General features: G+C 47.6%; 11 protein-coding genes and 1 pseudogene. 11 read left to right on the plus strand and 1 reads right to left on the minus strand.

From position 1 onward, the window contains the following. Positions 1 to 102: 102 nt before the first annotated feature. The 3 genes from nirB to cobA all read left to right on the plus strand — a co-directional run bounded on the left by nirB (position 103) and on the right by cobA (position 4,452). Positions 103 to 2,523: a nitrite reductase large subunit NirB gene (nirB, locus tag MKY62_RS02440; protein ID WP_003178981.1), complete on the plus strand. Its 2,421-nt coding sequence runs from the start codon at positions 103 to 105 to the stop codon at positions 2,521 to 2,523. Between the two features lie 30 nt (positions 2,524 to 2,553). Beyond that, positions 2,554 to 2,874, plus strand: a complete 321-nt coding sequence (gene nirD, locus MKY62_RS02445; protein WP_003178983.1) for a nitrite reductase small subunit NirD — start codon at positions 2,554 to 2,556, stop codon at positions 2,872 to 2,874. A gap of 117 nt (positions 2,875 to 2,991) precedes the next feature. Beyond that, positions 2,992 to 4,452, plus strand: a complete 1,461-nt coding sequence (gene cobA / locus MKY62_RS02450; protein ID WP_003178986.1) for a uroporphyrinogen-III C-methyltransferase — start codon at positions 2,992 to 2,994, stop codon at positions 4,450 to 4,452. A gap of 25 nt (positions 4,453 to 4,477) precedes the next feature. Here cobA and MKY62_RS02455 read toward each other — a convergent pair whose 3' ends face one another. After that, positions 4,478 to 5,158: a GntR family transcriptional regulator gene (locus MKY62_RS02455; RefSeq protein ID WP_003178989.1), complete on the minus strand. Its 681-nt coding sequence runs from the start codon at positions 5,156 to 5,158 to the stop codon at positions 4,478 to 4,480. Positions 5,159 to 5,387: 229 nt separating this feature from the next. Here MKY62_RS02455 and MKY62_RS02460 point away from each other — a divergent pair, with 229 nt between their 5' ends. From MKY62_RS02460 to MKY62_RS02495, 8 genes and pseudogenes are all read left to right on the plus strand, one after another. Then, positions 5,388 to 7,028 (plus strand): DASS family sodium-coupled anion symporter, encoded by a 1,641-nt coding sequence (locus MKY62_RS02460; protein WP_009330168.1) that lies wholly within the window; start codon positions 5,388 to 5,390, stop codon positions 7,026 to 7,028. 118 nt (positions 7,029 to 7,146) lie between these two features. Further along, positions 7,147 to 7,559: pseudogene (locus MKY62_RS02465) on the plus strand (3-hydroxyacyl-ACP dehydratase FabZ family protein). Continuing rightward, a complete protein-coding gene (gene tsaA / locus MKY62_RS02470; protein WP_009330167.1) occupies positions 7,556 to 8,023 on the plus strand; it encodes a tRNA (N6-threonylcarbamoyladenosine(37)-N6)-methyltransferase TrmO in 468 nt (155 codons plus the stop codon). The pseudogene MKY62_RS02465 and the gene tsaA overlap by 4 nt, the downstream one beginning before the upstream one ends. A gap of 165 nt (positions 8,024 to 8,188) precedes the next feature. After that, the gene (locus MKY62_RS02475; protein ID WP_011197553.1) at positions 8,189 to 10,240 is read left to right on the plus strand and encodes a BglG family transcription antiterminator; all 2,052 of its coding nucleotides are present in this window, start codon (positions 8,189 to 8,191) and stop codon (positions 10,238 to 10,240) included. Between the two features lie 16 nt (positions 10,241 to 10,256). Beyond that, positions 10,257 to 10,538: a PTS sugar transporter subunit IIB gene (locus MKY62_RS02480; protein WP_009330165.1), complete on the plus strand. Its 282-nt coding sequence runs from the start codon at positions 10,257 to 10,259 to the stop codon at positions 10,536 to 10,538. Between the two features lie 23 nt (positions 10,539 to 10,561). Next, on the plus strand, positions 10,562 to 11,935 hold the full coding sequence (locus MKY62_RS02485) for a PTS ascorbate transporter subunit IIC (RefSeq protein ID WP_003179004.1): 1,374 nt from the start codon (positions 10,562 to 10,564) through the stop codon (positions 11,933 to 11,935). Positions 11,936 to 11,949: 14 nt separating this feature from the next. Next, positions 11,950 to 12,792 (plus strand): transketolase, encoded by an 843-nt coding sequence (locus tag MKY62_RS02490; protein ID WP_011197555.1) that lies wholly within the window; start codon positions 11,950 to 11,952, stop codon positions 12,790 to 12,792. Continuing rightward, positions 12,789 to 13,739, plus strand: a complete 951-nt coding sequence (locus MKY62_RS02495; protein ID WP_003179009.1) for a transketolase C-terminal domain-containing protein — start codon at positions 12,789 to 12,791, stop codon at positions 13,737 to 13,739. Before MKY62_RS02490 ends, MKY62_RS02495 begins: the two co-directional genes overlap by 4 nt. Positions 13,740 to 13,773 lie beyond the last annotated feature (34 nt).

Below are 13,773 nucleotides of genomic sequence, written 5' to 3' on the forward strand. Positions count from 1 at the left end.
AAGTTTACAAAATTAACTATAATTTGTGATAGTTTTAAAGATGTAAATAGAATACTTGTTTAGGGCGTATAGTGAATTGTTTTGAAAAAGGGGAGGATCATAGTGAAAAAAAAGCAGCTTGTCCTTGTAGGGAACGGTATGGCCGGGGTCAGGGCCATTGAAGAAATTCTTAAAATTTCAAACGAAGAGTTTCAGATCACGATTTTCGGCAGCGAACCGCACCCAAACTATAACCGGATTCTTCTTTCCAAAGTGCTTCAAGGAGATACGGATGTTAAGGACATTACACTGAATGATTGGGATTGGTATGAAGAAAACGGCATTCAGCTGTATACAGGTGAAGAAGTCGTTAAAGTTGATCCGGAGTCCAAAACCGTCATCACGGATACGGGAAGAGTCCAGCCGTATGATGAACTGATTTTGGCGACAGGTTCTCTCCCTTTTATTCTGCCATTGCCCGGAGCGGATAAAGAAGGTGTAACAGCTTTCCGTGATATCAAGGATACGGATATCATGCTCGAAGCTTCCAAAACGTACAAAAAAGCAGCAGTTATCGGCGGCGGGCTGCTGGGACTGGAAGCAGCGCGCGGACTTCTCAACCTTGGCATGGATGTTACCGTTGTCCACCTCGCGCCATATTTGATGGAGCGTCAGCTTGATGCAGCCGCAGGACGGCTTTTGCAAAAAGAGCTGGAAAAGCAGGGCATGAAATTTTTACTGGAAAAGCAGACCGAAGAAATTTACGGAGAAACACGTGTCGAAGGCTTAAAATTCAAAGACGGCTCAACGCTTGAGGCCGATTTGGTCGTCATGGCGGTCGGAATCAAGCCGAACGTTCAGCTCGGCAAAGACTGCGGCCTTCCGGTAAACAGAGGAATCGTCGTCAATGATTACATGGAGACCGAAGTTCCCAACATTTACGCTGTCGGAGAATGCGCGGAGCATAGGGGCATTGCCTACGGACTTGTCGCGCCTCTTTATGAACAGGCAAAAGTGCTTGCCAAAAAAATCTGCGGCGTTGAAACGGCTCCGTATGAAGGATCTGTTTTATCTACCCAGCTGAAGGTTTCCGGTGTTGAGGTCTTTTCTGCCGGTGACTTTAATGAGGATGACGGAGAAGACAAAAAAGCGCTCAAAGTGTTTGACGAACAGGACGGAATCTACAAAAAAATCGTTCTGCGCGGCAATCAGGTGATCGGCGCCGTACTGTTCGGAGACAGCAGCGAAGGAAACAGGCTGTTTTCCATGATTCAAAAAGGAGCGGATATTTCTGATACTTCAAAAATTTCAATCTTGCAGCCTTTGAATCAGGAAGAAGGCATGAGCTTGACCGCTGCGATGAGCGACGATGAGATCGTGTGCGGCTGCAACGGCGTTTCGAAAGGAATGATCATTCAGGCGATCAAAGAGCAGGGATGCACATCGACGGATGAAATTAAAGCATGCACAGGCGCATCGCGCTCTTGCGGAGGATGTAAGCCGCTTGTCGCAGAGATTCTCCAGCATACGCTCGGCTCAGAATTTGATGCTTCAGCACAAAAAGAAGCGATTTGCGGATGTACGGACCTTTCAAGAGACGAACTCGTGGCCGAAATCAGAGAAAAAGGGCTGACCCATACAAAAGAAGTCATGAACGTGCTCGGCTGGAAAACGGCGGAAGGCTGTTCCAAATGCCGCCCTGCGCTTAACTACTACCTCGGCATGATCAATCCGAAGGAATATGAAGATGAAAGAGAATCCCGCTTCGTCAATGAACGGATGCACGCCAACATTCAAAAAGACGGCACATATTCAGTCGTACCGCGGATGTACGGCGGGGTCACCAATTCGAATGACTTGCGGCGCATCGCCGATGTCGTCGACAAATATGAAATTCCTCTAGTGAAAATGACCGGCGGCCAGCGGATCGATCTGATCGGCGTCAAAAAAGAGGATCTTCCGAAAGTATGGGCTGATCTTGACATGCCTTCTGGATTTGCTTACGGAAAAACGCTCAGAACCGTAAAAACGTGCGTAGGCGAACAGTTCTGCCGCTTCGGAACGCAAGATTCAATGGCTCTCGGAATTGACCTTGAGAAAAAATTTGAAGGGCTCTACACGCCTCACAAAATTAAAATGGCGGTTTCCGCTTGTCCGAGAAACTGTGCTGAATCCGGCATTAAAGATATCGGCGTTGTCGGCATCGACGGCGGCTGGGAAATTTACGTCGGCGGAAACGGAGGCACACATCTGCGTGCAGGCGATCTGTTAATGAAAGTCAAAACGGCTGAAGAAGTCATCGAAATCACAGGCGCATATCTCCAATACTATCGTGAAACAGCCAACTATTTAGAGCGGACATCTGCATGGATCGAACGTGTCGGCTTGTCCCACGTCCAATCCGTATTGAATGATAAAGAAAAACGCAAAGAGCTGAATGACCGCATTAATCAAGCGCTGTCTGTCCATAAAGACCCGTGGAAAGACTTTTTGGAAGACGGAAAGACAACAAGACAGCTATTCGAAAATGTTGTCACTTCCTAAAATGAAAAACCAACTTGAGGAGGAATTCACATGGTGAACAAGAACTTAACAAAGGTGTTTGTTTCGAAGATCGGGGATTTGCCGAATCAGCTTGGGAAGACAGTGTTCATCAAGGACAAGGAAATCGCGGTATTCAAGCTTTCAAACGGCAGCGTCCGCGCGATTGAAAACCGCTGCCCCCACAAAGGGGGCGTGCTTGCCGAAGGAATGGTAAGCGGCGAATTCGTCTTCTGTCCGATGCACGACTGGAAGATCAGCCTTGAAGACGGCAAAGTCCAAGAGCCTGACACGGGGTGTGTGCAGACATACGAAACGGTCGTTGAAGGCGAAGATTTGTATATCGTTTATTAAACGGCGCAACAAGCGAAACGCAATATTTCAAAAGCCTTAAGGGTCGCAGAACGTGACCCCTCTTTATTAAAAAAACAAACGCGTTCACATAATCGGCAGATGGAAGGATGACAGTTGATGGGGAATGGGAAAGTTTATTTTGTCGGGGCCGGACCGGGCGATTCAGGATTGATCACATTAAAAGGAAGAACGCTGATCGAGGCGGCGGATGTCATATTGTATGACAGGCTCGTCAATTCCCGGCTGCTTGAGCATGCAAAAGCATCATGCGAATTTGTCTACTGCGGCAAGCTCCCGGACCGCCATTATATGAGGCAAAGTGAAATCAATGCACTGCTCATTGAAAAGGGGCTGAAAGGCCTCAAAGTGGTCCGGCTGAAAGGAGGAGACCCGAGCGTGTTTGGCAGAGTCGGGGAAGAAGCGGCCGCCGTCAGCGAACACGGCATCCCGTACGAGATGGTGCCAGGCATTACATCGGGAATCGCCGCTCCTCTTTATGCCGGACTGCCTGTGACCCACCGCGATTTCGCTTCATCCTTTGCCGTTGTCACCGCCCATGATAAATCGGGCAAACCGGAGATGAATTGGGAAGGGCTGGCCAAGGGCGTCCAAACCCTCGTCTTTTACATGGGGATCAAAAACCTTGGTTATATATGCGAGCAGCTGATGAAACACGGCAAGTCCCCCCTTGTTCCCGCAATGGCCATCCAATGGGGCACATGGGGCCGGCAGCGGAGTGTTAAAGGGACATTGCAGAATATCAGGGAGAAAATAACCGAGCATCAGATCAAAAATCCCGCGATTATCGTCATCGGCGACATCGTATCATTCAGGCAGAACAGCTGGTTTGAAGAAAAGCCTTTGATCGGGCTGAACATCATGGCAGTCAAAAGCTGTGAAGAAGAACAAATTCCAGTGGAGGCGCTTCGTGAACAAGGCGCTGAAGTTGTGGAATGGCCGAAATGGAAATCGGCCGAAACGGTGCCTGACGATGCACTTTTAGGTCGAATCGCTTGTTTTGACAGCCTGCTGTTCACCTCAAGTGCGTCACTGCGCAGATTTTTCAGCCGGCTTGCTGCTTTGAAGATCGATGTCAGGGAAATGCGCGGAAGGCTTTACGCTTCAGATCAGCATGTAAAAGCAGCTCTTGAAGAACGGGGATTTGAAGCCTTTCTGCAAACGGAAATGCCGGTCTCGGGCAGCTGTTTGCTGATCGGCAGCCGGGAAGCCGTGCAAAATTACCCGCACTCCGGGTGCGAGGTATTGATTACACATGACAGGGTGATCGACAGCCGCTTTACCTCGATCATCAAACGGGAAATTGATGAGTTTCCTATTGATATAGTGTTGTTTTCAAATCGAACATGCGTCGAGCTGTTCGTAAACGAGGCGGAGACAGTCGGCCTCCATCCGGAAAAAACGGCTGCCCGTCTTCAGGCGTTCTGCCTCACTGAAGAAGCGGGGGAGAGAGCTGCAGCCGTAGGGTTTCAGCGCGTTCATGCAGTGAATGATCGCGATCGCCTGCCGGATGTCATCAAAGAGATCAACCGAACAGCCGAATTTGTCTGTCAGAGCTGAAAAAAGCAGGGGGAACCCTGCTTTTTTAGCGTGCGGCACTGCTTCTGAACAACACCTCTTTTAAGTAGCAAAGGTCTGCCTCTATATGCTTCCTCATTGATTCGGCTGCTTTTGCGTCATTTCTGTCCTGCATGTGACGCAGAATCTCCTCGTGCTGATTGATGATTTCAAGAGTGCGCTCCGGTTTTTCAAGGTTTTTGCTCCGGTAGAAAAAGGTCAGCGACCGTAAATCAAGCAGCTGTTTTTGCAGGCGTTCGTTTTCGCTCGCTTCGATGATGGCATCATGAAATTGCGTATTTAGGCGAAGCAGAGCATTAGCCGACTCCGGACCTTGGCTTTTCTGGTGCTTATGCGCCTCAGAGAGCGTTTCGGAAATGAGCTCCAGTGTTTCATTAGAGGCAAGGCGAGTCGCCAAAGAAACGGCCAGGGATTCGAGCGCCTGACGGCATTGGTATATTTCTTCAAGATCTTTGATTGTCGGTTCATAAACTGTAATTTTTGATTTATCATCTATCAATAACAGGCCTTCTTGTTCAAGTGTCCGAATCGCCTCTCTGACGGGGCTGCGGCTCACTTGCAGCTCCTTGGCGATTTTGGATTCATAGATCCGTTCGCCGGGCTGATATCCTCCTTTAATAATCATATCTTTTAAATAATGATGGACTTGATCATGATAAGAGACTGCACGTTGGATCGAAAACTTCACGCTGTTCACCTCGTTTATTTTTCACTGCGGAAATCACTAATAGTCTAGCAAAAAGAGAGAAATACCATCAATCTAAAATTACCATAATATTGAGTATTTTGTGACAAAAAAAGTGTTGACTGCCATTAGCTGTCCGTTATAATTAAGTTATAACTGTCGACAGTCGGCAGATTACTTTTTGATTATTATTGTAAGCGCTTTATAGATAGAGGGGAAGGGGGAGTTTTTTATGAAATCAAGCGTTGTGTCAGCATGGGATATGCTTTGGAGATCACACCGGGAAGCAAAGAGGCTGCTTTTGTTCGCCATGCCTGTCAGGGCGGGAAAAGATGCCGGTTTAAAGATAAATTCGGAACAAACCATGAAGGAAGAGAAGCCGCCGAGCTATAAAACGCCTCAAAAAATCGGGCTGCTGCTTGGTCCTGCATTGTTTTTCGCTGTCCTTTTGTTCTTTTTTCCCGAGGGTCTGAGCTATGAAGGTAGAATGGTATTGGCGACTACTTTGTGGGTTGCGGTTTGGTGGATTACGGAGGCTGTTCCGATTCCGGCTGCATCATTGCTGCCGATCGTGCTGCTTCCGCTGACGGGGGCGCTGGAAGGGGCAGCTGTCACGTCGAGCTACGGCGATCCGATCGTCTTTTTATTCTTAGGGGGCTTCTTGATTGCACTTGCGATGGAACGTTGGAATCTCCATAAACGGATTGCGCTCAATATTATTTCTGTAGTGGGCACGAGCACCTCGAGGATCGTCCTCGGTTTTATGGCGGCCACAGGATTTTTGTCTATGTGGGTCTCAAATACGGCCGCGGTGATGATGATGCTTCCAATTGGAACCGCTATCATTCATCAGGTATCAGCTGTCATAAAGTCTGAAAGAAAAGATTTAGCCGCAGAAGAGGCGAAATTTTCAAAAGCGCTGATCTTCAGCATCGGGTATGCGGGGACAATCGGCGGACTCGGTACGCTGATCGGCACGCCGCCGAACATTATTTTGGCGGCCAATATTAAGAAGCTGTACGGAGTTGAAGTGTCTTTCGGCGGATGGATGGCTTTTGCCGTTCCGGTCGTCGTCATTTTGCTTGTAGCGGTATGGCTGTACTTGACGAAAGTGGCGCATCCGATCAAGATGAAGGAGCTTCCGGGCGGAAAAGAATTGATTCTCGAAGAAAAAAGAAAGCTTGGAAAGATGAGTTTTGAAGAAACAATGGTTCTGCTCGTCTTCGGGTTTGCCGCGTTTATGTGGGTGACGAGAACGTTTTTATGGGATGACAAAATACCGGGTATTGACGATACAATGATTGCGATATTCGCCGCTTCATTGCTCTTCTTGATCCCTTCGCTCAATAAAGGGGGCAGGGTATTGGACTGGTCGGTATCGAAGGACTTGCCGTGGGGGATTCTCCTTTTATTCGGAGGAGGCTTGGCGCTCGCAACAGGTTTTAAAGAAACGGGTCTGGCGGAGTGGATCGGCGGAAGGCTGACGGTATTGGATGGATTTAACTTTGTGGTTATTGTCATCATCTCAACGGCATTGGTGCTGTTTTTGACGGAGATTACGTCGAATACGGCTACGGCGACCATGATTCTGCCTGTACTGGCCTCGCTCGCTTTAGCGCTGAATGTTCATCCGTACGCATTAATGGTGCCTGCTGCAATGGCGGCAAACTGCGCCTTCATGCTGCCGGTCGGCACGCCGCCGAATGCAATTATTTTCGCATCGGGCAAATTGAAGATCAGCGAAATGGTTCGAACCGGCTTTGTCATTAATATTTTCACACTAATTTTAATCGTCGGAGCTGTGTTCTACATTCTTCCGCATTTATGGGGAGTAGATCTGACCGTCTTCCCCGACAATCTGAAATCGAATTGATGAAGCGAAGCCGGAGCTTAAGCCCCGGCTTTTGGTCATGGTGAAGCTTGCAATTGATCGTTCAGCAGCCATTTAAAAAGAGAAAAAAATGAAACTGCTGAAAAAAAAGATGATCAGCATGAACAACCCTGTACTGCCGCATCGATACCCATTTCTATTCATAGATTGTGTTGTAGAGAGTGAGCCGGGAAAATGGGTGAAAGGCTATAAATTCATAACGGAAAACGACTGGTTCATCACCGAAAATCAAAAGGAAATGCCATTTTCATCTTAATAGAAGCGCTGGCTCAGACCGCAGCATTTACTGCGTTGAAAGAACCGGCTGAAATCGGCTTTCTGTCTTCGGTGAAAAAAGCCGAATGCACCGGCAAGGCCGTTGTGGGAGACAAACTTGATCTATACTTTGAAGTTTCCCGCTATAAACGGGGGTTTTTATTCGGCAAAGGAACCGCCTCAGTAAACGGAAAACCTGCAGTGAAAGCAGAGATCGGAATTTTTATGGAGCAAAGTGAAAGCGGGGGAGAAGATTGATAGAAATAAAGCCTGTCGCGTTTGTGGAAAACTTGCGGACTTTCCCGAAGGATGATCATTGGGGCGATGTGATTTCTGAAATTAAGTTGGCTGAAGGCATCCATCCGGACGCTTTAAAAGGGATCGAAGAATTTTCCCATTTGGACATTATCTTTTACTTTCATCAAGTAAAAGAGGAACACATTCAATATAAGGTGAGGCGCCCGAGAAACAATAAAAACTATCCTGAGACAGGCATTTTCGCCCAACGGGGAAAAAACAGGCCGAACAGGCTCGGCGCGACCGTTGTCACCCTCCTTGAAAAATCCGGGAGCAAGCTTGTAGTGAAAGGGTTGGATGCGATTGACGGAACACCTGTAATCGATATCAAACCGGTGATGAAAGAGTTTCTCCCGAAAGGACAAATCATACAGCCGAAATGGTCGGAAGATTTGATGAAAGTATATTGGCATGCAGCTGATTGATAGAAAAAACCTCTCAACACCTTCTGAGAGGTTTTTTCATGCTTATACGATAAAAAAGAAGGATATCAGACCAATCTTGAAGATCGGAAGTCCCATGAATTGTGCCCAATCGGCAAACAAAATGAAAGCGCTTTATTATATGATGTCAATAAGGGGGTCGCAAAAATGATCAACGAGAAACGTCCTGCTCAATTGCTCCAATATTTGCTGCGTGTCAGAGAGGCGACAATGCATCAGCTGATTGATCATTTTCAATTATCGAAACGGCAAATCTGCTATGACCTGGACAAAATCAATCATTGGCTGACCGGCAAGCAGCTGCCTGAAATCGAATATAAAAGAAAGAACAGGCTGGCCGTTCCGGAAACATTGCTTGAATTGCGGTTCTCCGAAGCCTGTTCAGACATCGGCCGCTCGTTTATTTTTACGCAGGAAGAGCGGATCAAGGCCTTGTACATGTTTCTGTTTGTCCGCAGGGAGCCGATTTCATCCGCTCATCTGACACAGCTATTGCAGGTCAGCAAAAATACGGTCATGAATGATGTGAAAAAAGCGAATGAGGCGCTGACTCCGTTTTTAGTGGCGATCAAATATACAAGACAGCGCGGCTATCATTTAATAGGAAGCGAGTTTGATAAAAGAGTTCCCGTCATGCACCACCTTTCTTCTTTCCTGCAAAAGCCTTACGGCAAAGAAATCCTTCATTATATTTTAAAAATTTCCGGCTCGCGCGATCACAAACAACAAGAATTTAAAAGAGCGGTTGAACTTGTCTCAAAAGAATACGGGCTTCAACTCGTCGAAGAAAGGCTTAATGAATTTATCTACTTTCTGATGATGTATTCGATCAGAGTGGCCGAAGGAAAAATTGTCCGTTTTCACCAGGAGGAGGGTGAGCTTTTAAAGCAAAGTCCGCTGAAAAACGCAGCCGTAAGGCTTGTGAATGAGCTTCGGATTCCCGTTCATGAAACGGAACTTTGCTACATTTTGATCCAGCTGCTCGGTCTTTCATTCGGACAGCAGCCGGCACATGATCCGCTTTATCAGCTGTGTGAAAAACTTGTATTTGAATTTGAATCAAGAGCATGCATCACATTTCCCAGGAGGCGCGAGGTGGCGGAATCTCTTTACCGGCACTTGAAGCCGGCATATTTCAGAATGAAATACCGCATTCCGATTCACAATCCCTTGCTCAGCAAAATTAAGAAAGAGCATAAAGAACTGTTTACCATCGTTCAAAAGCTGATGCGGCACCTTGAAGCGCTGTTGAACAAACCGGTTCCAGAGGAAGAAATCGGCTTTATCACAATTCATTTTGGTGCATTGCTTGAGCAGCCGGTGCAGTCCGGGTCATCCAAAAAGACGGCAGTCGTCGTCTGTCCGAGCGGTGTCAGCTCATCCTTAATGGTCAGGCGCCAGCTTGAATCGCTATTTTCAGAGATTGTCGTTGAGAAAGCGATGTCTTTGCAGGAATTCACACCTGACGTCTTTGATCATTATGATGCCGTGTTTTCCACCGTTGAGCTGAAAACCAAAAAGCGATACTACATGGTCAGGCCGCTGATGACGCCCGCTGAAAAAAGCAGGCTTGTCAATGAAGTGTATCAGGAAATGTTCGGTGTGAAGCAAAGGGAGCTTTTGACAGACGAATTTCTTCACATCCTCAAGAAGCATGCCAGTATCATAGACGAAAAAGGACTAAGAGAATCATTGAAAAATATTGCATTTGTTCAAAAAGTGACGGAAACAAGGGGGAAACGACCAGTGCTGAAAGATCTGCTGACAGATGAAACCATTCAAATGGCCGACCAAATCAAAGGCTGGGAAGAAGCGATTCAAACAGCGGCAAAGCCTTTGCTTGATAAGGAGGTGATCTTGAAGGAATACACGGATGCCATGATCGACAATGTCAAAACGATGGGACCTTATATGATTATCGGCCCCGAGATTGCCATCCCTCATGCAAGACCTGAAAAGGGCGTCCAAAAGGTGGGAATGAGTCTCCTGAAACTGAAGGAGCCGGTCTATTTTTTGGATGATGAGCAGTATCCGGTAAGGCTTTTGTTTTGCATTGCGGCGGTTGACCATACGACACATCTGAAAGCACTTTCCCAACTGACCCGGCTTCTCAGCAATAAAGAAAATCAGGATTCCTTAAAGGAAACCGAGTCGTTGGAGCATATCAAACGTTTAATCGAAGCCTATTCATCCAATTAAAAACAGGAGGGATAATATGAAGATATTGGCAGTTTGCGGATCAGGACTCGGAAGCAGTTTTATGCTGGAAATGAATATTAAGGATATTTTGCAGGAAATGGGGTTTATGGAGATCGAGGTGGATCATTCGGATTTGAGTTCAGCGTCTCCTGATCAAGCGGATTTGTTTATCGTTGCCAAAGATATCGCAGAAGGAGCGGCCCACCTGCGCGATATCGTCGTGCTTGAAAGCATTATAGACATGGATGAACTGAAAACAAAACTGGTTAAAACATTGCAGGAAAAAGGAGTGCTTTAATCACAGAAAAGGAGGAACTGCAAATGGGTGAAAGAGCACTAAAGCTGATGATGGATGTGTTAAGCCAGCCGGCTGTATTAATTGCAGCCATTTCTCTTATCGGTCTTCTGCTTCAAAAAAAGCCTGCCAATGAAATTGTGAAAGGGACGACCAAATCGTTTTTAGGCTTTATCGTGATTTCAGCCGGGGCGGGCATCCTTGTTGGCTCGCTTGAGCCGTTCGGAAAGATGTTTCAAGCAGCCTTTCATGTGAACGGCGTCGTTCCGAACAATGAAGCGATTGTCGCGATGGCGCTCAATGAATACGGGACGGCAACAGCGCTGATCATGTTTTTCGGGATGCTGTCCAACATCTTAATTGCCCGTTTTACCAGATTAAAATACATTTTTTTGACCGGGCATCACACATTGTATATGGCATGTTTAATCGCCGTTATACTGGCGGTGGCGGGTTTGAAGGGCCCGTTTTTGATCGGCGTCGGAGCTGTTTCGCTCGGCTTGACAATGAGTTTGTTTCCGGCGATGGTTCAGCCTTTTATGAAAAAGATAACCGGCAATGATAAGGTCGCGTTCGGCCATTTTTCTTCAATCGGTTACGCTGTGTCCGGGTTAATCGGCAAAGCGGCAGGCAAGGGCTCGCGCTCAACTGAAAAAATCCGGTTTCCAAACGGCCTCGGATTTTTAAGGGACAGCTCTGTCAGCATTGCGCTCACTATGACCATCTTGTACGTTTTGATTGCCTTATTTGCAGGGGCGGGCTATGTGGAGCGCGAGTTGAGCGGCGGTACGCATTATCTTGTCTTCTCCGTTATTCAAGCGGTCACATTTGCGGCAGGGGTGTTTATTATTCTTTCGGGAGTCAGACTCGTGCTCGCGGAGATCGTTCCGGCTTTTAAAGGCATATCTGACAAACTCGTACCGGATTCCAAGCCGGCACTGGATTGTCCGATCATTTTTCCGTACGCGCCAAACGCCGTATTAATCGGCTTTTTTTGCAGCTTCATTGGCGGCATCACCGGCATGCTGATTCTCGGAGCGGCCGGAGCCGTCATCGTTCTTCCCGGAGTGGTTCCCCACTTTTTCACAGGAGCTTCGGCCGGCGTCTTCGGAAACGCTGCAGGGGGGATACGGGGAGCGGTCTTGGGGTCTTTTGTCAACGGTCTGATTATCACGTTTTTCCCTGTGTTCCTGCTGCCGGTCATGGGTGATTTAGGCTTTGCCAATACGACATTTTCCGATACCGATTTTGCCGCAACAGGAATCGTGCTTGGGCATGCGGTGAAACTGCTGGGATCTGGAGGCGTTGTAATTGGAATCGCAGCGGTAGTGGTTGGCGCAGTCTTGTTCGGCTTTAAACGCGGAAAGGCGGAAAAGCCAGATCAGAAAGTCGAAGCATAAAGGAGTGGGCAATGATGTCAGTAAGGGAAATCGATATGGAGCGTTTTCGTGATCAAATCAGGCTGCTGACATTGAAACAGCTTCATCACCTCGGCTTTGGACATTATGGTGGCAGCTTGTCAATCGCCGATGTGTTGGCCGTTTTGTATGGAAAGGTGATGAAAATAGATCCTGCCAATCCGTCGTGGGAAGATCGGGACTTCTTTATCCTTTCAAAAGGGCACGGCGGCCCCGCCTTATATGCAGCGCTTCATCTTTCCGGCTATTTTGAAGAAGATGTGCTCTATACGCTAAACCAAAACGGCACAGCTCTTCCGTCGCACCCTGACCGAAATTTAACACCGGGAGTCGATATGACGACCGGGTCGCTGGGCCAGGGGATCTCGGCTGCAGCAGGAGTCGCGCTGTCGCACAAGCTTTCAGGACGCGCTAACCGCACCTTTGTCATTGTCGGCGACGGGGAGCTGAACGAAGGCCAATGCTGGGAAGCGATCCAATTTGCGGCGCACCATAAGCTCCGCAATCTTTATGTGTTTGTGGATGATAATAAACAACAGCTGGACGGCCCGACGAAAGAGATTATCGATCCGCTGGATTTTGTCAGCAAATTTAGAGCCTTCGGGTTTTATTCCGAAAGGGTAAACGGACACGAACCGGAAGCGATTTATCGTGCGGTCAAAAGAGGCGAAGCCCAGCGGGAAAGGCCGGTTGCCGTCATCCTTGATACGGTGAAGGGAAAGGGCATCCCTTATTTTGAAAAAATGGAGAACAGCCACCACATTAGAGCAAATGAAGAGCAAAACCGCATGATCGAAAGGATCATTTTGACGCTTGAAGAAAAGGAAGTGAGGGCATGAATGAGGCGGCAAATGTAGAGCTGGACGCTGTTGAAATGAGGCAGGCATACAGCTCAGCCGTTTATGAACTGGCTCAAGAAAACACGGACATCGTGGCCTTGGAAGCGGATTTGATGAGCTCGATCTCCATGGACAAAGTCAAACGGCGCATTCCCGAGCAAGTGATCAATTGCGGTGTCATGGAAGCCAATATGATAGGGATTGCGGCCGGGCTTTCGTTAACCGGAAGAATCCCGTTTGTTCACACGTTCGCTCAGTTTGCGACAAGACGCTGTTTTGACCAGCTGTTTGTTTCAGGTGCATATGCCAAAACAAACATTAAGATTCTCGGATCAGATTCGGGAATTACGGCTGAACATAACGGCGGAACCCATATGGCCTTTGAAGATTTGGGACTCGCCCGGCTGATCCCAAACGCCTTTGTTTATGAAGCAAGCGATGCGGCAATGCTCAAATTTTTGATCAAAAAGGCTGCGGCAGAGTACGGCATTCACTATATCAGGACGATCAGAAAAAAGGCTGTCAGGCTTTATGATGAACACGAAACATTCGCAGACGGAAAAGCAAAAGTTCTCAAAGATGGCAGCGATGCGGCGCTGTTTGCCAGCGGCATCATGGTCGCCGAAGCTTTGCAGGCGGCTGAACTGCTAAAAGAAAAAGGAATCGATGCAGCAGTGATCGATATGTATTGCATCAAGCCGATTGATCAAGAAACGGTGGTTCGTTATGCACAAAAAACGAATGCGATTGTCACGGCTGAAAACCATAATGTCATAGGCGGATTGGGAAGCGCAGTTGCGGAAGTGCTGAGTGAACATTATCCCGCGCCGCTTAAAAGAATCGGGGTTCATGAAGCCTTCGGGCAGGTCGGGACAATCGATTATTTGAAAAAATCTTACCGTTTGACCGCAGAACACATTGCACTGGCGGCGGAACAGCTCGTTTAAGATTTCTTTGTCCTGGCCGATTTTTATATTAGAA

Origin of the sequence: Bacillus sp. FSL R7-0646 (assembly GCF_037969865.1) — a bacterium.
Lineage (GTDB): Bacteria > Bacillota > Bacilli > Bacillales > Bacillaceae > Bacillus > Bacillus licheniformis.